The organism is Tellurirhabdus bombi (assembly GCF_021484805.1).
GTDB lineage: Bacteria > Bacteroidota > Bacteroidia > Cytophagales > Spirosomataceae > Tellurirhabdus > Tellurirhabdus bombi.
Map to the genome: position 1 here is coordinate 3508320 of NZ_CP090557.1, position 25297 is coordinate 3533616.

General features: G+C 50.9%; 15 protein-coding genes and 2 tRNA genes. 12 read left to right on the forward strand and 5 right to left on the reverse strand.

Features of this window, described 5'->3' with window-relative positions; translation table 11 throughout:
* Positions 1–8 precede the first annotated feature (8 nt).
* A complete protein-coding gene (locus tag L0Y31_RS14935; protein WP_234733877.1) occupies positions 9–2258 on the forward strand; it encodes a gliding motility-associated C-terminal domain-containing protein in 2250 nt (749 codons plus the stop codon).
* A 50-nt stretch (positions 2259–2308) separates the two neighbouring features.
* Here L0Y31_RS14935 and L0Y31_RS14940 read toward each other — a convergent pair whose 3' ends face one another.
* Both L0Y31_RS14940 and L0Y31_RS14945 read right to left on the reverse strand, forming a co-directional pair.
* Positions 2309–2770 (reverse strand): CHRD domain-containing protein, encoded by a 462-nt coding sequence (locus tag L0Y31_RS14940; RefSeq protein ID WP_234733878.1) that lies wholly within the window; start codon positions 2768–2770, stop codon positions 2309–2311.
* Positions 2771–2953: 183 nt separating this feature from the next.
* Positions 2954–3688 (reverse strand): SH3 domain-containing protein, encoded by a 735-nt coding sequence (locus L0Y31_RS14945; protein WP_234733879.1) that lies wholly within the window; start codon positions 3686–3688, stop codon positions 2954–2956.
* Positions 3689–3764: 76 nt separating this feature from the next.
* Here L0Y31_RS14945 and L0Y31_RS14950 point away from each other — a divergent pair.
* The 4 genes from L0Y31_RS14950 (at position 3765) to L0Y31_RS14965 (ending at position 4906) form a co-directional block, all read left to right on the forward strand.
* Positions 3765–3840, forward strand: a tRNA-Lys gene (locus tag L0Y31_RS14950).
* A 99-nt stretch (positions 3841–3939) separates the two neighbouring features.
* A tRNA-Lys gene (locus L0Y31_RS14955) sits at positions 3940–4015 on the forward strand.
* Positions 4016–4241: 226 nt separating this feature from the next.
* Positions 4242–4526 carry a hypothetical protein gene (locus L0Y31_RS14960; RefSeq protein WP_234733880.1) on the forward strand — a complete coding sequence of 95 codons (285 nt, stop codon included), beginning with the start codon at positions 4242–4244 and terminating at the stop codon, positions 4524–4526.
* Between the two features lie 176 nt (positions 4527–4702).
* Positions 4703–4906: a hypothetical protein gene (locus L0Y31_RS14965; protein ID WP_234733881.1), complete on the forward strand. Its 204-nt coding sequence runs from the start codon at positions 4703–4705 to the stop codon at positions 4904–4906.
* 90 nt (positions 4907–4996) lie between these two features.
* Here the strand turns inward: L0Y31_RS14965 and L0Y31_RS14970 are convergent, their stop codons facing one another.
* Complete coding sequence (locus L0Y31_RS14970; protein ID WP_234733882.1) at positions 4997–7663, reverse strand: DUF7133 domain-containing protein; 2667 nt, start codon at positions 7661–7663, stop codon at positions 4997–4999.
* 539 nt (positions 7664–8202) lie between these two features.
* The gene (locus L0Y31_RS14975; protein ID WP_234733883.1) at positions 8203–12345 is read right to left on the reverse strand and encodes a hybrid sensor histidine kinase/response regulator transcription factor; all 4143 of its coding nucleotides are present in this window, start codon (positions 12343–12345) and stop codon (positions 8203–8205) included.
* Positions 12346–12663: 318 nt separating this feature from the next.
* Between L0Y31_RS14975 and L0Y31_RS14980 the strand changes: the two genes are divergently transcribed.
* The 7 genes from L0Y31_RS14980 (at position 12664) to L0Y31_RS15010 (ending at position 23724) form a co-directional block, all read left to right on the forward strand.
* Positions 12664–14793, forward strand: a complete 2130-nt coding sequence (locus L0Y31_RS14980; RefSeq protein WP_234733884.1) for a glycoside hydrolase family 88 protein — start codon at positions 12664–12666, stop codon at positions 14791–14793.
* Between the two features lie 135 nt (positions 14794–14928).
* Complete coding sequence (locus tag L0Y31_RS14985; RefSeq protein WP_234733885.1) at positions 14929–16179, forward strand: DUF2264 domain-containing protein; 1251 nt, start codon at positions 14929–14931, stop codon at positions 16177–16179.
* 266 nt (positions 16180–16445) lie between these two features.
* Complete coding sequence (locus L0Y31_RS14990; protein WP_234733886.1) at positions 16446–19493, forward strand: SusC/RagA family TonB-linked outer membrane protein; 3048 nt, start codon at positions 16446–16448, stop codon at positions 19491–19493.
* Positions 19494–19520: 27 nt separating this feature from the next.
* Complete coding sequence (locus L0Y31_RS14995; protein WP_234733887.1) at positions 19521–21149, forward strand: RagB/SusD family nutrient uptake outer membrane protein; 1629 nt, start codon at positions 19521–19523, stop codon at positions 21147–21149.
* A 154-nt stretch (positions 21150–21303) separates the two neighbouring features.
* A complete protein-coding gene (parS, locus tag L0Y31_RS15000) occupies positions 21304–21708 on the forward strand; it encodes a type II RES/Xre toxin-antitoxin system antitoxin (protein ID WP_234733888.1) in 405 nt (134 codons plus the stop codon).
* Positions 21709–21716: 8 nt separating this feature from the next.
* Positions 21717–22205 carry an RES family NAD+ phosphorylase gene (locus L0Y31_RS15005; protein WP_234733889.1) on the forward strand — a complete coding sequence of 163 codons (489 nt, stop codon included), beginning with the start codon at positions 21717–21719 and terminating at the stop codon, positions 22203–22205.
* A gap of 226 nt (positions 22206–22431) precedes the next feature.
* Positions 22432–23724, forward strand: a complete 1293-nt coding sequence (locus L0Y31_RS15010) for an outer membrane protein assembly factor BamB family protein (protein WP_234733890.1) — start codon at positions 22432–22434, stop codon at positions 23722–23724.
* 17 nt (positions 23725–23741) lie between these two features.
* Here L0Y31_RS15010 and L0Y31_RS15015 read toward each other — a convergent pair whose 3' ends face one another.
* The gene (locus tag L0Y31_RS15015; RefSeq protein ID WP_234733891.1) at positions 23742–25253 is read right to left on the reverse strand and encodes a DUF1593 domain-containing protein; all 1512 of its coding nucleotides are present in this window, start codon (positions 25251–25253) and stop codon (positions 23742–23744) included.
* Between the last annotated feature and the right edge of the window lie 44 nt (positions 25254–25297).

A 25297-nucleotide genomic window follows, 5' to 3' on the forward strand; every position in this document is an offset into this window, starting at 1 on the left:
CCATTTGCATGAAACACAATTACCACTTTCTTTCTTTTTCTCTGCTCTGTTTGTTTCTCCTGCTCGGGCTTTCTGAGCGGGTGCAGGCAACGCACATTGTCGGGGGCGAACTGGAATTACAATACCTTCGAAACCAAGGTTCTGCCAATTACCGAATCAATCTAAATTTATATTTTGACGAGCTAAACGGGAATCCCGGTGCCGAAGACCCAACGACCAATGTTTACGTCTTTCGCAAGTCGGATAATCGCCTGATGGGCATTGTTACTTTGCCCCTGGTGAACCGGCAAGCCGTTTCTTATTCGAATCCGGATTGCTCGATTTCTTCGCTCAGTACCCGGCTAATTCGTTACTCCTCGGACGTTTCGATCAATACGGGCGCTTTTAATGATCCACAGGGCTACTACATGGTTTGGGAACGCTGCTGCCGCAACGGAACCATCAACAACATCCAGAATCCGGGCGCGGCAGGTTCCGTCTTTTACCTGGAATTCCCGGCGCTGGTGCAAAACAACAACTTGTTTGTTAATTCCTCCCCTGTTTTTCGCCCGTTAAAAGGCGATTACATCTGCATTAACAAGCCGTTTACCTTTGATTTTGGCGCTGCTGATCCAGACGGCGACAGCCTTTCCTATAAATTGGTTACGCCTTACAATGGCTACAGTACGTCCCAACTTCCCAGCCCACCCGCTACGGCTAGCTCCGCTTACCCCGAAGTGCGCTGGGCGTCTGGCATCAACCTCACACAGGTTATTCCGGGTCCCCGACCACTCCGGGTTGATGCCCAGTCCGGTTTGCTGACGGTCACGGCCAGCCAGACTGGTTTGTATGTATTCAGCGTGGAGGTGAGCGAACACCGCAAGATCAACGGCAGGTACCAACGCATTGGCCTGGTTCGGCGGGATTTTCAGTTCAAGGTGATTGACTGTCCGGTAAACAATCCACCGAAGTTGATGATGCGTCAGAAAGGCGCAAACAGCTTTTATACGGAGGGATCGTTGGTGACGCTCTCTAAAACAGACAGCAAATGTGTGGATTTGTTTATCACCGACCGCGATGCCAACCAGCGCGTGCGGATTCTCCCTTTAACGGGAAATAATCAGAATATGGTCATTACGCCCCAGGAAGTGCTTATCCGCAACCCCGGCGATACCGTAAAGGCGCAGATTTGTTTTGAGCCCTGTGCGGCCCCCAATGGCCGTACGGTAACGATCAGCCTCCTGGCCGTTGACGAAGGGTGTCCCCAAGGCTTAGAAGATACACTCCGCATTCGGCTGCAAATGGAAGCCGATCCGAATCTGCCTCCCGACGTACAAACCGATTTGCCCGATAACAAAGCCACCGTTAAAGTCGGGCAGGCGCTGGCCTTCAACGTGACCGGCACGGACCCCGAGAAGGGCTTTGTTAGCCTGGAAGCCGTAGGCCGGGGCTTTACGCTGGCCCAGGCGGGCATGACCTTCGCGCCGGTTTCGGGCACGGCGACCGTCACCCAGAAGTTTCAGTGGACACCCCAGTGTAGCCAGGTCCGCAATCAGGAATACGTCATTGATTTTATTGTAACCGATACCTACTGCGATTTAAAACAACGCGATACGGTTACGGTCCGGCTAACGGCCATTCCTGAGACCAACAACAAACCAAGCGTCCGAACGACCCTGACCAATCCGCTGATTGAAATGGTGCTTTCGGTCGATGGGCAGCAAACACCGCTGGTTGAATTTGACGCCATTGCCTCCGATACCGACCCTGACCTGCTGAAACTGGCTTTGCAGGGCCTTGGCTTCGACTGGAAAGCAATGGGAATGCAGTTTGAGGATAAATCAGGACGCGGGCCGCTGACCTCGCCGTTTAGCTGGAAACCGGGCTGCGCGGTGCTCAATGGACAGCCTGAAGCAACCTTCGTGCTTGATTTTCTGACCGAAGATAACAGTTGCCTCCCCGACCGCTACGATACAACGCGCGTTACGCTGGTGGTTAAAGATAGTCCGGCGAATTACGACATCGCCATCCCGAATGTATTTACGCCCAACAACGACGGTAAAAACGACGTTTTCTCGATACCTGCGCTACCAGCCGATAATTGTGCCGAACAATTCAGGAAGATAGAAATCTACAACCGCTGGGGCCGGGTGGTTTATTCTTCGACTAACCGCGATTTTGTCTGGGATGGTACCGGCTACTCCTCCGGCCAGTATTTTTACCTGATCGACTATTCGAAGCGACAGTATAAAGGGCAGATCACCTTGATCAGGCAGTAACAAAAAAAGGACCTCCGCTAGAGGTCCTTTTTTCATGCAAAGGTGAAAGCTTAGTATGTTTTCGCCCGAATATTACCCCGGATAGCCCCCGTGGGTGCATTTTCTGGACCCGTCGTAAGATTCACGTACATCTGGTTGTCAAACAGGTAATTTTCCTGCTGTTGCGACAATCGTACCGTTCCCTGAATTGGTGAAGTTGCTACCGTGTTGAACGGAACTTGTCTAGGTCCAACCTGAGTAGTCAGATCAGCCATGCTATATAGCCCACCTCTGGCAGGAGTTAAACCCGAATACGTCACCGTATACGTTAAGGTCTTCGAGTTTTTGTTATAAGAGCCGGCAAACGTTCCTGTTCCAGGGGTAGTTGTCCGCGGAATGGTCTGGCTGCTATTGATCGTAGCTTCAAACTCCACGTTTTCGCGTTTATCAGGTGCATCATCATTGGTGCAAGAACTTAGCATCAACGTAGAGGCCAATAAAGCAGGTAGAAAGAACGCAAATCTTTTTTTCATAATGGGTGATAGTTGTGAAATTTCAATGATCGCAGCGCAATAATACTAACTTTAGGTAAATTCAGAAATGCTTAATTGAGCTGTATTTTCATAAATAACTGATTTGCCGACAAATGTTCCTAACTTTATTTCTTATTTTATTCTTAGGTTTCTTCGATTTGCCGTTCAATGGAGTCCATTGATTCAAATTTCCCATACGGTATCCCGGCGCACGTAGTACAAGCCATCATTCCAGTAAATCCGCAGCCAGATATCCTGACTACCCAGAATATTTACTTTATGCCCTTTGCCAATAATGGACGCTACGGGCGCGGCGGCGGAAGGTTGTTGCCGCAGAAAGACATGATCCCGGTTGACAATGCCTGATTGATACCGCTCAGTTAGATTTACCAGTAAGAGCAGACTCAACAGGTAAAGCAAGACTACCCATTTGTGCTGGCGCCGGATCGACTCCTGCTTGTGGTGCTTCATCCAAAAAATGCCAAATACATAAGCGCCCATGACGAGCAAGCCCATGATGGCGTACAAACCGTACTGCTTGTAGAACAGGTAAAAATAGTTCAGATCGTCCGTTTCGTAACCCATCAGGTTGTGTTCGCTGGCTACTTCGTGCATTTTTTTCAGAACCGCTTCGTCGGGGCGACGGTCAAAATAGCGTTGCAGGTAGTATAACAAGCGCGCTACGTTTCCTTCTTTTTCCTGCACGTAGGCTAATTTCAGCAATAAGGGATCCGTGACCGGCTGGTCTTGCTGCTCATAAAGGGTATAAAGTTTGCCAGCCGCCGCGTATTGACCCGTTGCAAACAAAGAATCTGCTTTTCGTAATAATGTGATTGGTGGTTGAGCAACAGCCAGTTGTGCCACCAGCATTAAAATAAATGAAAAAAAAGCGAATTTTTTCAAAATGAGAACTTGCATAAACAGTCATAAAATCCTACTTTTGCATCGCAATTCAGGGAAGGAAACGCACCCAAACTGAAACGCAAATATAGTCGATCTGGTAGCTCAGCTGGTAGAGCAATACACTTTTAATGTATGGGTCCTGGGTTCGAATCCCAGCCGGATCACCAAAAAAGTTAAAAAAGTAAAGTTAAGATTGCCCGTTGAGAGTGACAAATTAATTGCTGGTTTCAGTAGTTCATTCCTCTTCAAACTTCTTAACAAAAACCGATCTGGTAGCTCAGCTGGTAGAGCAATACACTTTTAATGTATGGGTCCTGGGTTCGAATCCCAGCCGGATCACCAAAAAATAATATTTTATCTCGGTATTATTATAATCTACTAAAGCTGCCCAACTCCATCCGGAAGTGGGCTTTTTTATTGGCCTTTTCAGCCGATTCGTGCACTTCTTCACTTCAGTTTTCTCGGCAACGCCCGCTCAGGAATTATTATTTCTTTTTTCAGGTTATCCGATTCCCATTGGCTTAAACCTAAATACCATTTTGCCCAGGTGTTTTCGTTATTTAGAAACATGAGAAAAAAACAACCGCTCCTACCACCGACCGAAGAAGAACTGGCTGAACAACGGCGACAGATTGAAGCTCTATTTCTACCGGATAGTGATCCCGTTATGACCCGTGAGGAAATTATCGTAGCTGTCTTTGGCTCCATCGACGAATTCAACAAGTATCGGCAGTTGCCCGCACTTTACCAGAACGCCGACGTACTCATCGATCGGCTTCAGGTAGAACTCCAGGCAGGTCAGATTAGCCGGGAGTATATTCAAAATTTTCGCCAGTCGGTTCGAAAGCCCTGACTAGATACTAGTGGCACCAGCAACAGCCTAAAAACTACTTATTTTTTACCAATAGTGTCCTACTTTTAAACGCATCACAGTCACAAGTTTAGGCTTCACAACTTAGTTATCGGCATAAATATTTTCCTAAAAATTCTTTAAATTTACCAAATACATCGGTAGACACTTAGTTATGCATGAAATCAGTTTTTGCTTACAAGGTTGGCGTTAGCTTCCTAGCGACAACTGCTCTTTATCTATTTATCGCGCTTCTGGAATGGAGTTTGAACCCAATGAACTGGCACCTCATCAGTCGCTTTGTTTTTTTGGTTTTAGCCGGAGTCTGGCTTTGGATGATCAGTACGAGCGAAATGGAAGATCCTGGCTCGCCAAACGCTTGAAACTTGATTCTTTTTGCCAGAACATACAACAAAAAAGCCGACTGTAGAGTCGGCTTTTTTGTTGTCAGAAACTGAATTCGGCTCTTTCGCTTACTTTTTCTGCTGCGAGAGGAACGTGATCAATGAAGCAAACTCTTCGTAGGACAAAGCGTTGGCCAGTCCGTCGGGCATCATGGATGTTTCCATTTCCTTCCGGCTGACAATATCGCTGGTTTTAATGGTCGATACTTCGCCCGCGATGTTCCGCATCACCAACTTATCGGCAGACTCCTGCGTAATGAAGCCCATGTAACTTTTGTTGCCTTTAGCGGTAACGAGCACCGTCGCAAAGCCCTGCGAGATGGAGGCATTGGGTTTAAGAATAGATTCCGCAATCTGTTCCCGCGTCATGATAGATCCAATCTGTCCCATAAAAGGTCCTTTCATGGTCTCTCCTTTTGCCAGGCTATGGCAGGCAATGCAACCCTGCTGAACAAAAAGAGCTTTTCCTTTCACCGGATCGCCTTGAATCTTCGCCATCGCCAGCATTACATCTTCGATGGACGCTTTACCAATCTGGCCCTTCTGGTTCCGAATTTTCTCCAGATCGACCTTGATTTCCTCTTTGGCTGCTACGACCTCTTCGCCGCCGAATTCGGTGATGTCCAGCCGAAGGCGATTGTTGAGATCAGCATAAAAGGTCTTTCCGGCCTCGTTGGTTTTGTTCCACTCCTGCATCAAGACCTCTTTGATCGCGGGAGACGATTCCCAAACCACTGCTTTGTAGTACGGACCGTGCGTATCAGGACGCGTGCTCCACCACCACGAACCATCGTAAACGGCTTCTTTTTTGTACAACCGGGCCAGCGTGTTTACAATGTCTTTCTTGAGCTTCTCGTCGCTCGACTTTGTATAGGCCGCAATCAAGCCATTTACCGCCTTGGAATCGTGCATGTACCGCAAGGCCCAAAGTGCCAGTGCTGAATTTTCGCTACCGATGGCGTTCACACAGGCGTCTACCGCATTCATGCTGACCAGCGCCCGAACCGCCAGGTGCGGCGGGATAATCGCCGAGTTAGGCGTAGCGTGTGGGCCTTCAGTTCCTTTTGCCGGTTCAACGAACGACGCAGGTACTTTTACCTCTAGCAGGGCCGGAGCCGCTTCAGCCCGACCCAAACGGCCCAGACCAATGGTTGCCGCAACCCGTACGCGTTCAGAAGGATCTTTCAAGCCCTGGATAAACGGCTCAAGGGGCACATTCTGAAGGTTATTTTTCCGATCTGCCAGCGCCTTTAAGGCAAATTCCCGCATGTCGCTTTCCGCAGTCAGTTTGACTAGATTGTCAATTCCGTTGGTTCCTGCTGCCTGCGCGTAGGTAAATAGTCCCGCCACGCGAATGTGCAGGGGCAGGCTTTTGTCTTCGGCAATTTTCCAGGATGCTTTCGCGGCATCTTTCGGACGAGTCAGCAATTCCTGCTGGGCGGCCAGCCGGGCTACCCCGCTCTCCGACTTAAGAATAGCAACCAGTTGTTTAACCGAGGCTTTTTTCACGTCTGGAAACGCTTTGTACTGCCAGTTTTTGGGAACTGCCCGCACCACATATCCTTTGCTAGGGTTCCCCGAATAACCCGCTCCGTCCCAAGCGGCCATATAAACCCGACCAGAGGCGTCTACATCAACGTCCGTGATTTGGGGGAGCTTGATGAACTCTTCTTCTTTTTGGGTAAAGCTGGCTCCGTCCGGTGTGACGCGGTGAATATAAAGCTGGTTTCTTCCCCAGTCGGCCATCATCGGCACGCGGTTGTATTTTTCCGGCCAGGTTGAATCATCCATGAACAGCGAACCGGTTCCAGAACCACCTCCTACGTCAACCAGGGCAGGAATGATTTCATTGGTAAAATGCTTGAACAACACCGGATAGCCGTATTCCCCCGACTGAATCTGGTGGCTAAACCGGATGTTCCAGCCGCCCCCGTCGTTGGTGTTATCCCGCGTAAAAACATTCATGTAGGGATCAATGGCTACGTCGTAGATGTTCCGCATACCGTGGGTGAAAACCTCCATTTCGGTTCCGTCCGGACGCACACGTACAATTCCACCGCCCAGTTGGGTCAATTTCTTACCAGTCCGATCGACGGCGTCGTGGAAACCAAAGTCACCGACGGCAATGTAAATCCAGCCATCAATACCCATGCGGATTCCGTTGGTGGCGTGGTCAGTCCCCCGGTTTTGCAGAAACTTAGGCGAGCTTATATTCTGGATCAGTGGTTTGGAGGGGCCATCGGCCACACCATCCCGGTTCTGATCCTCAAAAACAACCAGATCCATGCCGCTGGCTTTACCGGTTTCTTTCGAGAACGTGGTGTGCAGCACAAAAACCTGATCGCCGTTGGCAATAATTCCGCGTGGGTTATCCACCATCGCAAATTTGGTGTGCTGGTCTACTTTACCATCATTATTGCTATCTACCAATTTGATGATGTGTCCTTTTCCCGGCTCTTTTCCGAGGGAACCCATCATGTCTACGCCCACAAAAACGGCACCGGTTGGTGCCACAGCCAGACAGGATGGACTAGGCGTTAAATCAGGACCGGCAAAATTGGAAACCACGATTTCCTCCGGCGCGACCGCTTTAAACTGGGGTTTATTGAGAGAAGTATTTACTGGAGTACGCTTCCCAACGGGCGCGCTCTTCTCTTTTTCAGAGACGCCCAGTTTTTCTAAAATCCCAATTAGAAATAGGAAAACGTAAACCAGACTCAAGAAAACTTTTACCATACTAACAAATTTAAAGGTTACTGTTTCAAAAAATCCGGTACGAATTACGTTTACTTTGTCGATAAATTATAACAAAAACGATAGTTTAGTATTAATTTCTTTAGACGCTTTTGCGCTGTACATCCATGTCGCTGGAAACCTACTCCAAAACTCTTGCCGCATCCATTCCCACTTACCGGACGCCTTATTCTGCCCTTTCCGAAAACAGTGTGATTGCCACTCAGATGTTACCTGCGATGTAACGTTAAAGATATAGGGCATATTTGATTCTTGGAAGCACCAGAAACTTGTAGACTTTTCTACCCCCCTTTTTTGCTTAGAATACCCCCTCTCCGCCCTCGAGTCAACTATTAATATTGTAATAAATTTTTGACTAATGAACAAAGACCTTAAAAAGGTTCCTAAACCAGAAGCGAAACGATTTAAATTTCACCGGTTCGTTATTATCGGCATCGAACTTCTAATTGCCGGACTCATCATCTTTTTTATTCACTCGTACTGATCAAATCTACCTTTACCCTTACCCGGCCAATAGCGGCTTAGCTCTCGTATTCCAGCGGGCTTTCTTTCTCGGTTTTCCGGTGTTGCCGGGCGTATTCCGACGGCGATTGATTAAAGGTCTTCTGAAAGGACTGGCGGAAATGCTTAATGTCTTCAACGCCTACCTGCAAGGCAATTTCAGACACGCGCTGCGTGGTACTGGAAAGCAGTTGGGCAGCTCGCTTCATTCGAACATCCCGAATGAATTCGACGACTGTTTGTCCGGTAATGCTCTTGATTCGGCGGTAGAAGGCTGACTGGCTCATGCCCATCTCCTGCACTAGCGACTGAACACTAAACGCGGGCTCATGCAATCGGTTCTCGACTACTTTCATGGCCTTTTCCAGAATCTGCTTATCCTCGTCCGGAATGACAATTTCCGTCGGTTTCAGCAAAATCTGACGCTGGTAATACGTTCGGAGCTTAAACCGATTCTGGAGCATTGCCATGGTTTTGGCATGCAGAATCTTGGGATTAAAGGGTTTAGTGATGTAATCGTCGGCCCCAGTCTCCAAGCCTTCCAATTCGTGAATGGCCGACGCCCGCGCCGTCAGCAGTATGACCGGAATGTGCAGCGTTTTAGGGTGTAATTTCAACCGTTTGCACAGCTCCAGTCCATCGCTCCGGGGCATCATAATGTCGCTAATGACCAGATCCGGGCACAGTTCCAGGGCCTTTTCCCAGCCTTCCTGCCCATCTACGGCCAGATGCACCTCAAATTCCGCCTCAAACTGGTGCAGCAGGTATTGCCGAACCTCGTCATTGTCCTCCACAACCAAAATGCGCGTTGAACCGGGCAACGACACGGGTAGCTCTTCTTCCGGTACGGGCTCTAAAAAGTTATCCGTTTCCGGCACTTTATACTCTTTTTCTCCCGGCGATGAATCTTCGTAAAGATCCATGGGCGAAATGTGTTCCCGGCCAAATGGCAGACGAATGGTAAAAGTCGTCCCAAAACCAACTTCGCTCTGAACCAGAATCTCGCCCGCGTGGCGCTCCACAAGCTGTTTTACCAGCGATAAGCCAATCCCCGTCCCCATCATCCGCAGGGTTTCGGTATGCGATGCCTGGTAATAGGGATCAAAAATATTCGCCAAATCCTCGGCTTTCATGCCCATCCCCCAATCCCGCACCCGAACTTCCAGGTAGTTGTCCTGAAGCTTTCCGTTCGTTAGGGTTGCGGGCTGGTCCGGACGGCCTACCGCCTCCGCCGAAATGCGAATTTTACCGCCCGGCGGCGTATATTTAAAGGCGTTAGACAGCAGATTGGTCAGAATCACCTCTAGTTTGCTGCGGTCAAAGTAAAGGGGAACCGCTTCGGATGGCACCTCCACGGCGTAGTCCAACTGAAGCTCCTCGGCTTTTAATTTAAAAATTAAAAAGATTTCGGTTAGGAACAGATTGATATCCTGCTGGCTAACCCGCAACGCAACGTGCCCCGTTTCTACCTTCCGAAAATCCAGCAACTGATTCACCAGATCCAGGAGCTTACGCGTCTGGGTGTGCATCAGCAATACTTTGTTTTTCAGGCTACCCAACTGCCCCGCCGAGGCAACGAGTTCTTCCATCGGCCCTAAAATCAAGGTCAGAGGCGTCCGAAGCTCGTGGGAGACATTCGTAAAGAAGCGCAGTTTTAGATCGGTAACCTCTTTTTCTTTTTCGTTCTGGAATTTTTCAAAAGCCAGATTATTCTTCAATTCCTGCTGCTTGAGCGCCGTTCGTCGGTAGAGCACCATCGCGCTAATAATGCCTAGTGCGTAGAGCAGGTAAGCCCACCAGGTTTTCCACCAGGGCGGTAAAATCGTAAAGTCAACCGAAGCCGGTTTGCTGGACCACAACCCATCGCCATTGCTTCCCTTCACCAAAAAAGTGTAGTTCCCGGCGGGCAGGTTGGTAAAGCTGGCCGTGCGCTGGCCGGGATTCGGGTAAACCCACTCATCGTTAAACCCAACCAACTGGTAGGCGTATTGGTGTTTTTGGGGATTGTTGTAATTGATACCGACAAACTCAATCAAGATATCATTTTCCGACGCCTTGATGCGTATGTCCTGCGGGGTAGCAAACGGTTTGGTCAGCATAACCCGCCCGTTGATGGTATCACCGACGCCAACGGGCTGGTTCATGATGCGCAGCCCCGTAATCTGCATCAGCGGTGGGAATGGATTGGATCGGATGGCCTTCGGGTGAAAATAGGTGATCCCGTTTGTTCCGCCAAAGAACAGGGTTCCGTCGGCACTCTGAAAGGCAGATCCAATCTTAAAGGAATTGCTTTGCAAGCCATCGGTTACATCGTAATGCAACAATCGTTTGGTATCCGGATTGAACTGGTATAGCCCCGCCCCTCCGATCCAGATATTTCCCGCCTCATCCGATAACAAGCTTTCGATATCCGTTTCAGGCACCCACTGGCTGTACCGTTCAATCACTTCTTTTCCCTCTTTGTTCTTCACCAGGCGATGCAAACCACCGCCGATGGTGCCAATCCACAGCGTACCCCGGCGGTCTTTCAACAGCGGCCAGGCGTAATTGACGCGCAGGCTGTTCGGGTTGTTGGGTTCGTGCCGGAACTGGTTTAATAGCGACAGCTTATTCGCCTCAAGACGCAGCTTGATTACCCCTTCGCCCCGGGTACTTACCCAAAGGACATTCTCATCCCCCGCATACAACAGGGTTGTCGCTTCGTCAATGGGCAATCCACTGTTTGCCCGGTTGTGGGTTTTCAGGAATTTGCCCTGGCGATCAAACTGAAGCAGTCCGGCGTTAAAGGTAGCCACCCAGATATTGCCGAATCGGTCTTCCACAATATCTTCAATACTGGCCTGCTGCCAACTGTCAATGGTCGGCAACGGGGGCAAAGGTGTCAAGGTGTTCTGGCCCGTCAGCAGGTAAATTCCGTTGTGGCGGGTACCCACCCAAAGCGTTCCATTGCTGGCCTGAAAGAAGGTCGATACATCCACCCCATTCACATTTCCCGACAAGGCGCGATTGAGGTAGTTTTGGTATTTTCCCTGCGTAAAATCGTAGCTGGCAAATCCGTTCCGGCTTCCAATCCACAAGCGGTTGCTGTTGCGGTCTTTATACATCGCGTTGATGTAATTGTTGGCGGGCGTAGCCTGGCCGAAAAGCTGACGCCGCAACTGTTGGAACGGTTTGGTATTTAGCTTTACCTGATTCAACCCTCCCGCCGAGGTCGCAAACCACAGGTTGTGAAAGCGGTCTTCCAGGATCTGGTGCACCCGCACGGAATTGATGCTGTACGGATCGGTATCCAGCGGCAAAAAAGTATGCGTTTGCGCCTCGTCTACCGGCGGTGCCAGGGCCGTCACCGGGCCAGGCTTCATCAACAACAGCCCAAAACTGGTACCAATCCACAACCGATGGAAGGAATCCAGGTAGAGGCTTTCAATATCTCCGAAGGTTCGGCGCAGCGGTTGGGGCCGAAAATCCTGGCTCCGGGTGAGGGCCTGGCTGCCCACCCAAAAGACCTGGCTATTGGTTCCGATCCACAAATCGCCCCGGCGGTCAAGCAGCAGCGCCCGAACGCTTGATACCGAATACGAGGCAACCCGGGATGCGTGCAGCGAGGCGTTTTTTTGCTGAAGATTATTTCCCTGAAAAAGCCAAAGCCCCTTCTCGTAGGTTCCAATCCAAAGATTATTCTGTTTATCGAGGACAATGCGACTTATGGCATGATCGTGGTTCGAAGGCGTTTTTTCCCCCGGCTCTTTTACATGAATCTGACGCATGGCAGACAGGTTTCCCTGCTCGTCCATACGGAACACAAAGATACCGTACCACTGCGTACCTACCCAGACCTGCCCCTGGTTGTCGGAAGTAATGGCCGAAATGGTGGATTCGGTGAGGAGTTGAACCAGTTTCTGGTAGTTTGAAGGCACCCGGCAATCCCGCATGCTGACGAAGCGATCTTTCGTGACATCGTACCAGAAAAGACCTGCCCGCTCGGCACCCGCCCACAAGCTTCCGGCTGGCGTGACATGCAAAGCCCGAATCCGGTTGCTGGTAGCCCCTTTCTGGTCGTTGATGGGGAGGTCGTATTTTTTTAATTCAAAGCCGTCGTAGCGATTGATCCCTTTGTTAGTGCCCACCCAGATAAAACCCTGTTTATCCTGATCCACAACCATGGCATCGCTGTGGGCAAGACCCTCATTGACGGTAATGTGCTCAAACCTAAATCGATCCGATTCAGACTGTGATAACCCGGGAGTAAATAAGCAGCAGGCTATCCATAAACTCAAACAACAGTTAATTAACCACTTCATATGCTATGACTAATTTACCCCCTTTTTTTGACGAAAACTAACCTTTATCATCGGACAGGTAACATTATTTTTGCATTATTCAAATGATAGATTGAAGGCTTCTGAACGCCTGTAACCTTTCATGATACCGATGGGCTTTAGATTTGGCCGCTGTATCCACTGCTTAACTCTTCAACTTCCATGTTCATTTCGTTTGTAAAAAAGGCCACGGCTAGCCTCTTGCTGACGGGCCTGCTTGCCGCTCTAGTAGCCGCCAAATCCGTTGACCCACCCCGGCGAAAAACAGTCGCCCCGCCAGGTGATACGCCATCCAAACAGACAGTTTTCAAGCCCGGCCAACGCTGGTACGACACCAAAGGCGAACTCATCAACGCTCACGGCGGCGGGTTGCTCTACATCAATAAGACCTATTACTGGTTTGGTGAAAAACGCGGAAAACAGGCGTCTGAAGGCGTCAATGTCTATTCCTCGAAAGATTTATACAACTGGAAATTTGAAGGACTGGCTCTGGCTAAATCAAGCGATCCCAAAAGTGAGATTGCCCACGGTGGCCTGATGGAACGTCCGAAAGTCATTTATAACCCGAAAACGAAAAAATTTGTCATGTGGTTTCACCTGGAACTGCCGGGCCAGGGTTATAATGCCGCCCGCGCCGGGGTAGCCATCAGTGATAAAGTAACCGGTCCGTATCAGTACGTCAGCAGCTTTCGACCTAACGGCCACATGTCCAGGGACATGACCCTTTTCGTGGATGACGATGGCTCCGCGTATCACATCTACTCGGCCCGCGATAATTACGACCTTCGCATAACGAAACTAGCCGACGATTATTTGACCGCTACCAAACAGGACACGCTGTTGCTCAGCAAACACCGCGAAGCACCCGCCGTATTTAAACACCAAGGCATGTACTACATGATCACCAGCGGCTGCACCGGCTGGGACCCCAACCAGGCTACGCTACACGCCGCCAAGTCGCTGTTTGGCCCCTGGGAGTTTCTCGGCGACCCCATGAGAGGCAAGCTGGCGGCGAAGACGTTTGGTGGACAGTCTACGTATATCCTCCCGGTTCAGGGCAAAAAAGATGCTTTCATTTTTGTGGCCGATCAGTGGAAGCCCCGCGATCTGATCGACAGCCGCTATCTGTGGCTTCCGATTACGTTTGAGAACAACAAGCCGGTAATCGAGTGGAAAGACGAATGGAGCCTTAAGACGGGCTGGACGGAGCAACCCGCGCAGAAAGAAGTAAAAGCAACGATTCAGAAAGTAAATGACTACTGGCAATCGGCCAATCTGACCCACGGCAGGGCATTCTGGGACAATGCCGCCTACCATACCGGCAACATGGAAGCGTACTTTCTGACGGGAAACGAAGCCTACCGGCGCTATTCGGAGGCCTGGGCCGAACAAAACCAGTGGAAAGGAGCCAAATCGGACGACAAACAAGCCTGGAAATACAGCTACGGCGAAACCGACGACTATGTGCTCTTTGGCGACTGGCAGATCTGTTTCCAGACGTACATTGATCTGTATAACATCCAGCCGGGCCGAAGCGAAGCCGCGACCCGGAAAATTGCCCGCGCGCGGGAAGTCATGGAATACCAGATGAGTACGCCTAAATCCGACTACTGGTGGTGGGCCGATGGCTTATACATGGTGATGCCGGTGATGACGAAACTGTATAACGTAACGGGCAATAAGCAATACCTGGAAAAGCTGCACGAATACTTTACGTACGCCAACAGCATCATGTACGACGAGTCGGAAAAACTCTACTACCGCGATGCCAAGTACGTATACCCCAAACACAAGAGCGTCAATGGCAAAAAAGACTTCTGGGCGCGGGGCGATGGCTGGGTTTTTGCCGCCCTGGCGAAAGTACTGAAAGACCTCCCCGCCGATGCTCCCCACCGGGACGAATACCTCACTAAATATAAAAACATGGCAGAAGCGATTCTAAAATCCCAGCAGGCAGAAGGGTACTGGACGCGCAGCATGCTCGACGCCGAACACGCTCCCGGCCCCGAAACCAGCGGAACCGCCTTTTTCACGTATGGGTTGCTTTGGGGCATTAACAACGGGCATCTGGCCGAGAAAACCTACCTACCTGCCGCTCAAAAAGGCTGGAAATACCTCACAACGGTTGCCCTGCAACCAACGGGTAAAATCGGTTACGTCCAGCCCATCGGCGAAAAAGCCATTCCCGGTCAGGTCGTTAATGCCAATTCGACGTCCAATTTCGGGGTGGGTGCTTTTCTGCTGGCTGGTTGTGAAATGTACCGACACTTGGAGAAAAAAGCCGCCAATTAACCCGCGTCACCCAAGTACCCCTAGTCCCTTAAAGAAGTACTTACGCAAAACTAATCTAGGCTATTCAAAGGGTCAATGTGCTGAAAATCGGCTAGTTATTTACTCATTCGCTCATTGCTTTACTAGTACGCATTCATGAAAAAAATCGGTCAACTTTTATTGGCATTTGCCGTGGTCGTGCTGACGCTCAGTTCAAGTTATGCACAAAAAAAACGGGCGGCTAAACCAGCCCCCGTACCCAGTGACCGTAGCGTTTGGCTGCGGGAAATGGACAAAATGGTCAAGCCCGTACTTTACAATCTGGCTCAGGATAGTCTGCGCATTGCCATGCCTAAAATCACGTCCAATCGCGTAGACAACAAAGCCCACCGCATCGAAGTCCAGTACGTTGAAGTGCTGGGGCGGGTGCTCAGTGGCGTGGCCCCCTGGTTGCAGCTCGAAGGCGGTAGCGCCGAAGAAGTCGCGCTGCGGAACCAGTACCGGCAATGGGCGCTCCAGGGCATTTCCAACGCGTTAGACTCCTCAGCGAAGGACTTTATGCGTTTCGACCTTGGCGGGCAGCAGTTGGTGGATGCGTCCTTCATTGCTTATGCCTTCGTGCGGGCGCCCTGGCTGTGGGAGCATTTGAGTGCGACGGACAAAAACCGCATGATTACCGCCCTGAAATCGACACGTCGGTTCAAGCCGGTATTCTCTAACTGGCTGCTTTTTTCGGCCATGACGGAAGCCTTTTTCTGCAAGTATGGTTACGAGTGGGATCCCATGCGGGTCGATTACGCCCTGATGCAAATGGAGCAGTGGTACGTTGGCGATGGGATGTATTCCGATGGGGTTAGCTATGCTTTTGATTACTATAACAGCTACGTGATTCATCCCTTTCTGGCAACCATCACGGAGGTGATCGGTCAGAAAACCAACGGCTATAAGGACATGATCGCGAAAATTAAAAAGCGGAATGAGCGTTACGCCGTTATCCAGGAGCGCCTGATCAACACGGACGGAACCTACCCCGCTACGGGTCGCTCGCTGGTTTACCGGGGGGCCGCCTTTCAGCACCTGGCCGACATGGCCTGGCGGAAAGCCTTACCCAAAGAGCTAAGCCCTGCCCAGGTACGCTGCGCCCTGACCGCCGTGATCAAGAAAACACTGGAAAGCCCTACAACCTACGACAAAGGCTGGCTGACCCTTGGTTTGTACGGCTCGCAACCCGACATGGCCGACTTTTACAACAACCAGGGAAGCCTCTATATCTGTACCAACATCTTCCTGCCGCTTGGCCTGCCTGAAACCGATCCCTTCTGGGCCGATGCCCCAGCGAAATGGAGTGCCCAACGAATCTGGAGCGGTGAAGATTTTCCGCATGATCACAGTGTTAATTTAAAGTAAAATTTTTCTGCCGGAGTCTTCCCGAATAATTACTATTTATCCTTCAATGCGTTCATAAACTGGTTTTTACCGGGAAGGTTCCTGCTTTTTGGCAGGAGTCTTCCCAAATGCCCTTCTAAGCTTAATTACCCCCCTCTTTTTGACGAGAATCCCCCTTTTGTATCGAGGACGCCCTCGTTAGCTTTGTACTATTCAAATGATTTGTTTCAGTATATACTGGAGCTTGTCAATAACGTGTTTGATTTCCAAAATGGGAATAACGATCTATGAAAATTAAATGGTTATTTGTTCTCGGTGCACTGGTTACCTACAAGGGAGCTTTTGCCCAATTACCCACCTCTAAAAAAGGCGGCTTGATTGCATCCATCAACCGGCCTGTATCCCGCGATAAAGCGTTTGCTGACGTGACGGTTACAGGGACTATCACGGATGAGAAAGGCGAAGGCCTGCCGGGTGCTACGGTTACCATCAAGGGAACCACACTAGGCACCAACACCGATGCCGACGGTAAATTCACCCTCCGCATTCCGGATGGCACCAGCACGCCGACACTCGTTGTTTCTTACATCGGTTACCTTCCTCAGGAAGTAGCCATCGGAAACCAGACCGTTCTCAATATTCAGCTTAAGGGCGATGCCAAATCGCTGAACGAAGTGGTCGTTGTGGGTTACGGTACGCAGAAACGGTCGGACATCACGGGGTCGGTTGCTTCGGTTCCGAAAGAGCGCTTATCACAACTACCGGTTACGAACGTGCTTCAGGCGGTACAAGGATCGGTGGCCGGGGTGAACATCACCCAGTCGTCGTCCGTTCCGGGGGCGGAACCGTCAACCATTATTCGGGGTCAGAACTCGATCAACGCTAACTCAGGTCCGTTTGTGGTCGTCGATGGTATTCCGCTGAGCAAAACCGGCGGGTCGCTCAACGACATCAACCCGAACGATATTGAGTCTATGGAAATCCTGAAAGATGCCTCGGCGGTGGCCATTTACGGGACCAACGGCGCGAACGGGGTTATCCTGATCACGACGAAACGCGGAACAACGGGCAAGCCGGTTATTCGGTACAACGCCTACGCCGGGGTTGAAAATTTTTCGCATATCCTGAAGCCCCGAAACGGGGCAGAATACGTGCAGAAATACAAGGACTGGTTGTCACAAACGGGCCAGACCATGGTCAACCCAGTGCCTAACTTCGATGAGTTGGCTAACTACAACGCAGGTATCACCACCGACTGGATCAAGGAAGCCACCCAAACGGGTATCTTACAGGATCATAACCTGAGCATTTCCGGCGGAACTCAAAACGTGAAATACTTCGTTTCAGGAGAAATTCTGGATCAGAAAGGACTTGTAAGAGGGTTCAATTACAAACGTGCCAGCTTCCGGTCGAACCTGGACGTTGATGTGACCAACTTCCTGAAAGTGGGAACGTCTTTGTTCATGGCCAATAACAACCGGGATGGTGGTCGTACAAACCTGCTGAATGCTTCGGCCATGAGTCCGTACGGGCAAATGTACAATCCCAATGGAACGTACAAAATTTTCCCGATGTTTCCCGAGCAGCTGTACACCAACCCAATGCTTGGTCTGACGACACAACGCGAAGACAGAAGCACTAACCTGAACGGAAATGCGTACGCTGAAGTCAATTTTGACGGTCTGGTTAAAGGACTAAAATACCGTCTGAACGTGGGTTACTCCTACCTGCCCGCCCGCCGGGGATCGTACGTGGGACGTAGTGCCAATGACCTGAACGGAACGGCAACTACCTTCGCTTCGGAAACCAACAGCTACACCATCGAAAACATTCTGACCTATGGTCGGGATTGGGGAAAACACCACTTCGATTTTACGGGTCTTTACAGCGCCCAGCAACGGAAATACGTTCAGTCGGAAGGTCGGGCCGTTGGTTTTGTCAACGATGAGCTAGGCTTCTTCAACCTGGGTGCCGGGGCAACGCAGTCGAGCTTCTCATATGCGGATCGGTACGCGCTGAATTCGCAGATGGGACGGGTTAACTATTCGTACGATAGCCGCTACCTGTTTACGGTAACAGCCCGCCGCGATGGGTCGTCGGTATTCGGGGCCAACACCAGCAAATACGGTTTGTTCCCTTCGGTAGCCCTGGGCTGGAACATCACCAACGAAGACTTCATGAAAAACCTGAATGCGATCAATAACCTGAAGCTTCGGTTATCGTATGGTAAGTCAGGAAACGAAGCCATCAGTGTTTACCGCACCATTACAACCAGCAACACGGGACGTTCGCCGTTCAACGGGGTGAGCACCATCGGCGCGTGGCCCAGCAATCTAGGAAATGGCGACCTGCTTTGGGAAAATACACTTAGCCGCAACCTGGGGATAGACTTTGGTTTCCTGGCCAACCGGATTTCGGGTAGCCTTGAATTGTACCAGAACAACACAACGGGTCTGCTCCTGCAACGAAGCCTGCCGATTATTACGGGTTACGGCAACGTGTTTGACAACATGGGCGAGACCCGGAACCGGGGTATCGAGCTAACCGTTAATAGCCGTAATGTGACCAAAGGTGATTTCAAATGGGAATCGACGGTCGTTTTTGCCGCCAACAAAAACCAGATTCTGGATTTGTACGGGGATAAAAAAGATGACCTTGGAAACCGTTGGTTCATTGGTCAGCCAATCAGCGTCATTTATGACTACAAATTAGCGGGTGTATGGCAGCAAGGTGAAGATGCTTCTTCGCAGGATCCGGGTGCTGTGGCGGGTGATTTGAAATTTGCCGACTTAAATGGCGATGGAAAAATCACGCCGGATGGCGACCGCATGATTCTGGGCCAAACAGCCCCGAAATGGACCGGTGGTCTGACCAACGCGTTCCACTATAAAAACTTCCACCTGAATGTGTTCATTCAGACCGTGCAAGGACTTACGCGCAATAATGCCGATTTGACGTATGCCGATGAGACCGGCAAGCGGAACACGCCGGTTGACGTAGGTTATTGGACGCCCGAAAACCGGAGCAATGACCGTCCGTCCCTGGCTTACAAAAACCCACGCGGCTACGGTTACGCATCAGATGCTAGCTTTACCCGGATTAAAGACGTAACGCTGAGCTATGTCTTTGGTGCGAAAACGCTGGAAAAAGTGAAACTGGGTAGCGCAACGGTGTATCTAAGCGGCCGGAACCTGTACACGTTCACGAATTGGATTGGCTGGGATCCAGAAGCCGTACAATACGGACGTGGAATTAGCAATTCCGCTGGAAGCTGGGAGACTAACTATCCCGTAACTCGCTCGTTTGTATTGGGCCTGAACGTATCGCTTCGCTAACTGGCAGACTAAAAAGAAGAAGACAAAATGAAAAAATACATAACCATACTGGCTTTGTCGGCCACCGTGCTGGCAACCTCCTGCAAGGAGGACTTCCTGGATGAAAAGCCTTATTCCGCTTACACGCCGATTACTTTAACGGATTCACTGGGTTTTCAAGCCTCGCTGATCGGCTTATACAACCATACCAGTACGTATTTCTCCTGGTCTGATCGGCAGGGATGGCCAAGCGTATGGCAGGTAGGTACGGATATCGCCAATGCCACCGCTAACCAGGAAGGTATCGAAATACCTTATTACAACTATGCGTTGTTGACGCCAACCGACGCCGCCGCCAACCGTACCTGGAACCGCAATTACGTCATGATCAACATGACCAATACCATTATCAGCAGCATTGAATCGCCGTCCCTGACGGTAATCAGCGCGGTTGGTAAGGCCCGGATCAGTGCGGAAGCGAAATTTTTCCGGGGGTATGCCTACAACAACCTGGCAACCTTCTTTGGCGGTGTTCCCTTGTTGACGCAACCGCTGACCGCCCCGAAAACGGATTTCGTGCGGGCTCCGCTGGAAGAAATCAACAACCAGGTTATTAGTGATCTTACTTTCGCGGCGCAGAACCTACCCGATATCGAAAGCGTCCCGTCGAACACCAAAGGCCGGTTATATGGCCGCGCGAACAAGTTTATGGCCATGCAATTGCTAGCCGAAGCATATTTGCGCATTGGTAAGCCCGAACTGGCTGAAGAACAACTGAAAGCCATCATCAGCAGCAACCGGTTCAAACTGATCAAAGCGCGGTACGGCACCAAAGCGAGCCTTCCCGGTGATTATTACTCGGATATGTTCGCCTACGGAAACCAACGCCGCGTTCAGGGAAATACGGAAGCCATCTGGGTACTGGAGCAGGAAAACCCCGCAACAGTCGTTGGTGGAATTACCGACAACCCGCAACAGCGGCGGGTATGGGGAGCCGCTTACCACAACGTCAGTGGTATGGCTTTGTCTGATTCAACGGGAGGCCGGGCGCTGGGTCGTCTGCGGCTGAGCAACTGGGTTATCTATAGCCTGTACAAGCCGGGTGATATTCGGAATTCGCATTATAATTTCCGGAGACGGTATACGTACAATGATCCGACTAAACCAGCTACGTATGGCAAACCCGTTCCCTACGCTGGGCCGGACACCTTATTCCACCTGGCTCCGCACACGACCAAGTGGTACCAGTTTGACCCGAACGATACATTTGGATACGCCATGGTTAAAGATTTTATCCTGATGCGTTTGGGCGAAACATACCTGTTGCTGGCCGAAGCGCAATTCAAACAGGGCAAACTCGAAGACGCGGCGGCAAGCATCAACGTCCTGCGCGAACGGGCTTTCCCGGGCTATCCAGCCGTTGGTAAGGTAGCTGCTTCGGACATCACGTTGGACTTTATTCTGGACGAGCGGGTTCGCGAGTTGCTGGGTGAAGAAAACCGCCGGATGACCCTCATGCGGACTAAAACGCTGGTACAACGGGCCACTCGCCTGAACCGCAACAACGCCTTTAACCCCATCGTTGGCATCAACGAAAACAACCTCTTGCTGCCAATTCCGCTGAACGAAATTCAGTTGAACAAAGACGCGGTGCTGACTCAAAATCCGGGTTACTAAGCCGTTTTTTTTTAATAATTGTTTCTGGCCGGATGGAGTTACGAACTCTATCCGGCTTTTTTTTGGCTATTCCTAAACCGTTTTCTAGTTAGCTACGTTATTTTATTGGAATACTGCCATTTGGCAGCTACCTTAGTGACAATATTCATATACGATGGACTTACTACTCACAACCGAATCAAACGATAGCAGCTTTGGCCTCGTGGAGCAAGCCCGGCAGGGCGTCAACCGCGCCAAGGTGGATGAGGTGGCCCAATCGATCAGCCTGACCGACAAGGACATGGCGCGCATCCTGAACCTCTCCGAACGAACGCTCCACCGACTGCGACCCGAGGCCCGACTGGACAGCAATGCTTCCGAGCGGCTGTTGCTCCTGGAAAACCTGCTGACCCACGGCCTAGGTGTTTTCGACGGGCGGGCGGCGGTGCTGGGGCGCTGGTTGCGCGTTCCATTGGCTGAGTTGCGTCGCCAGACTCCACTGGACCTGCTCGACACGGCCACCGGCTTTGCGCTGGTTCATACCGTACTGGGGCGGATTGAGCACGGTATTTACGCTTAAGCTCCGCTATGGCCGACGTTTTGCCCACTTTACAACTGTACCGCCTGGTTAAAGAACGCTTCGTCAATACACCTTTATCCACGGAAGGCGCCCGCCTCTACAGTGGCCGCTGGCATCCGGCGGGACGAGGCATTCTCTATACATCATCCACCCCCGAACTTACGCTGCTTGAGCAGTTGGTTCACTTACCAACGCTGCCTTACGAAGACCTTCCCCGGCTCTTTCTGCTAACGCTATCGGTGCCTGACAACCGGCGAATCATCCCCGCCGACGAACTGCCTGCTGGCTGGCGGGACGAAGCAACGTTCACCCAAAATCACCAGTTTCTGGCTCCCTGGCTATCGGCTCCGGACGTATTGGCCGTGGGCGTCCCCTCAGCGGTTGTGTCTGAATCGCTCAATTACTTATTGCACCCGGCTCATCCCCTATTCGCCCAGATTACGGTCGAGAGCGCCAAGCCTTTCCCCGTTGATCCCCGCTTGTGGCGGAAAAGCTAGGTTATCGTAGGTAGTCTTCTCACTATTCCGAGTTGTTTACATGCGTTTGACCGGAGCAAAACACGTATTTATACCTGTTTACTTATTCATTTATAACAGATACATTTGACCTCTCTGGTGGCCATCCGTGTTCATCTATCTAGCCAGTATTTGCTCTACTAGTACCGAATAAGCTGAAAGCCGCCTTTGAAAGTGCTTTCGGGAGCGCCTTTAGAACTGATCAACGATGAATATAAACAGGCTTATAGCCCTTCTACCTGTACTTCTTCTGTTCTCCTGCAATCCTGACAAGATTGAGAATAAGATCGATTCACAGGGGGTAACCATCCAGTTATCCCCTGTGTGGCGAAGTTCGATCTCGGAGCAGACTAAGTACATTGCCGGCGGGATTGGGCAAGCATTCATGACCGAAAGAGGCATTTTGTTTCCCAAAGCAACCGCTCTCCCCCGTGACCCGCAACATGCTCGGTCTTACCTGGTCTTAAAAGATAAAGATACCGGCCAAGACATCTGGGCCTGGAATGATTATCTGACTAATTTCGAGCAGCTTGATATGGACAAAAACCGCCAGGAAGATGTCAACGGCACTTTGCTTTACACCAGCGGCAACCGGGGGTACGGCATTGACATGCAAACGGGAAAAACCATCTGGAAGACTACGTACACAGATCAGTGGGCCAGAGTAGCTACGGCCACTGGATCAGATACGTTTTATCTGACCCTCAACCCCATTGAATCCTACAATCAGAGTGCCTTCAAGCCTCAAATCAATCAGGGCGTGTTGAGTAACGGCAGTATCACTCGGCTATTGCCTTTAGTATTCGGGGCAGACAAGGGAAAAGAAGGGGGCGGGTATAAGGAATCCTTTGGGCAGGTGAATGGCATGAGGCTCCTGAAAATCAATGGAGAAGAGCATCTTCTGTTCAATTATTATGATTCCACGCCTCCCACTGCACACTGGTACACCCCCCGCCTATCGCTTTACAACCTGGCCCAAAAGAAGTTCGTCTACGAAGGACTACCCATGAAAGAAGCCGGTTATTTACTAGCGGTCAATGGGCGTTTGCAGGTCAACAACGGCAAGGTCTATGACTCCATGTTGCGCTACACGGTTTGTCATGATCTGTTGACGGGCAAGCAACTCTGGGAACGCGTCTTTGGCTCGCTCTGCGATTACCAGCTAGCCACCGAGGACAAGCTACTGAGCTACATCAGCGATGGGAATTTATACTGCCTGGATGCCAACACGGGGCAAACGCGCTGGCAACAGGAGTGCGTAGTGACCAGCAACCTGGTGCAGCTCAACGGGGTGGTCTACTACACGGCCAGCCAAAAGTTGTGCGCCTCGGAACTGCAAACGGGCAAGTTGCTGTGGAAAATCGATTCGCCGGATTCGCGCCAGAACTCTGAGGCTCGTTTCCGGGGCTTTGTGGCGGTGGTGCCGGGCAAGAACGGCCAAAAAGGGCGGGTGTACGCCCACACGGGCCTAAATGCCTATTGTTACGAAGCCATTCGGTAACGAAAGTTAGCCGAGGCTCAATCTACCGTAGCAATCACGCGTTGGTAGCGCGTCAATGAGGGCGTTTTGGTATCGGAGACTTCCAGAATCAGGTGAATGGTTTGCCCCGTAGCGGCGTCTTTGGGCACCGTGAAGAATGCTTTGGCCTCGTTGGCTTTTTGAAGGGTTATTTTTCCTTTGTATGTATCCACTTCCTCATAGTGCCACCAACGATAGCGCAACGCGTCGCCATCCGGGTCTTTAGCCGACCCGCTGAGTGCAACGGTCTGCCCCGGTTTCACCCGCAGGTCGCGCGGGTGATCAAGTTTAACGACCGGCGGATGGTTGGCCTCTTTGTAGGATTTAACGCACCAGTCGGCACGGGCAGCAAAATCATTCTGCAAAACCGGCACCCAACGCGTCTGCGGATACGCCGCATCCTGCTTTTGGGTATAGGGATTATAATCCGTTACGTGCTTGCCATCCTCCCAGCGGTAGGGATTTGCCGGAGACGGCACCATGCGGCCACCCCAGCCACCATAAGCCACATTTTCGTCGCTCCGTAGGCCTACGTCAATCAGGTAGAAAAACGCGGGCGAATCCCCTTCCGAAATAAAGTCATACTGGTTGCGACCATATTTTTGGGCTTCTTTCAAATCGCCGTGCGTGTGTTCCGGGTCGCCGGGCAACTGCTTCCCATCACCCCACAGGTAATAGTCCTCCAGAAGCGGACCGTGCTTAAACCGGATATTTTCGGTAAACCATTTCCCACCCAGATACGATTGCAATTCCGTGGGGACAACCCGGGGCCATAAATAAGCGAAACTCCAGAACTGATCTGAATTGTAAAGCACTTTGATCTGCGGCCAGTTGGGTGCAATGTATTTCTGGTAAGTAGCGTCCTGGTCGAGTACGGCGTAAATAATGGCTTTATCGGATACTTTTTTCCTGATTTCCGGCCAATTGGGCTTTCCTTTATTCTCTTCTTCAATCGACTTAAGGGCCCGGGCGACGGTATTGGTTCCGCCCCAGATTTGCAGGTAAACAGGCTGGGAATTATTGTCGAGCAGCACTTTCTTGATCCAGTCGGACCCTTCGGTATTTCGGCTCATTTCACCCTCAAAATCAATGTTACCCACCCTCACTAGCCCCCGCAAATAGTCTGGTGTCGGGAACCCCGTCGCGTGCTTTGAAAGGTTGGGATAAACTTGGGCATATTTGTCAATATATGCCTGCATCCAGGTTGTGCCGGGCCACCTTAATTCGGTTCGCTCCCCGTACCGTTTGGCGGTATTTTCCATCTCCGAGGTAAACTTGGTCCCTTTCCCGTCGCCTTTGTAGTGCCACTGCGAGCTACTGTATACCAGGCCTTCAATAGCAAATTCATTGCTGTAGAGCAACATACGGACAAAAGTATCCACGTCGTCCACCTCGCCGTCGGTGGTGATAATGGTTCGGGGTTTAGCTGACCGGGATTGCGCGTATGCCGAAAAGCGGCCCTCCCACAACAACACGACAGCAAGAAGCGCAAGTAAAACCACTTTTTTCATGAGACAGGATTAAAGGTTGGGCGTTCATGGCTGAGCGTGGATAA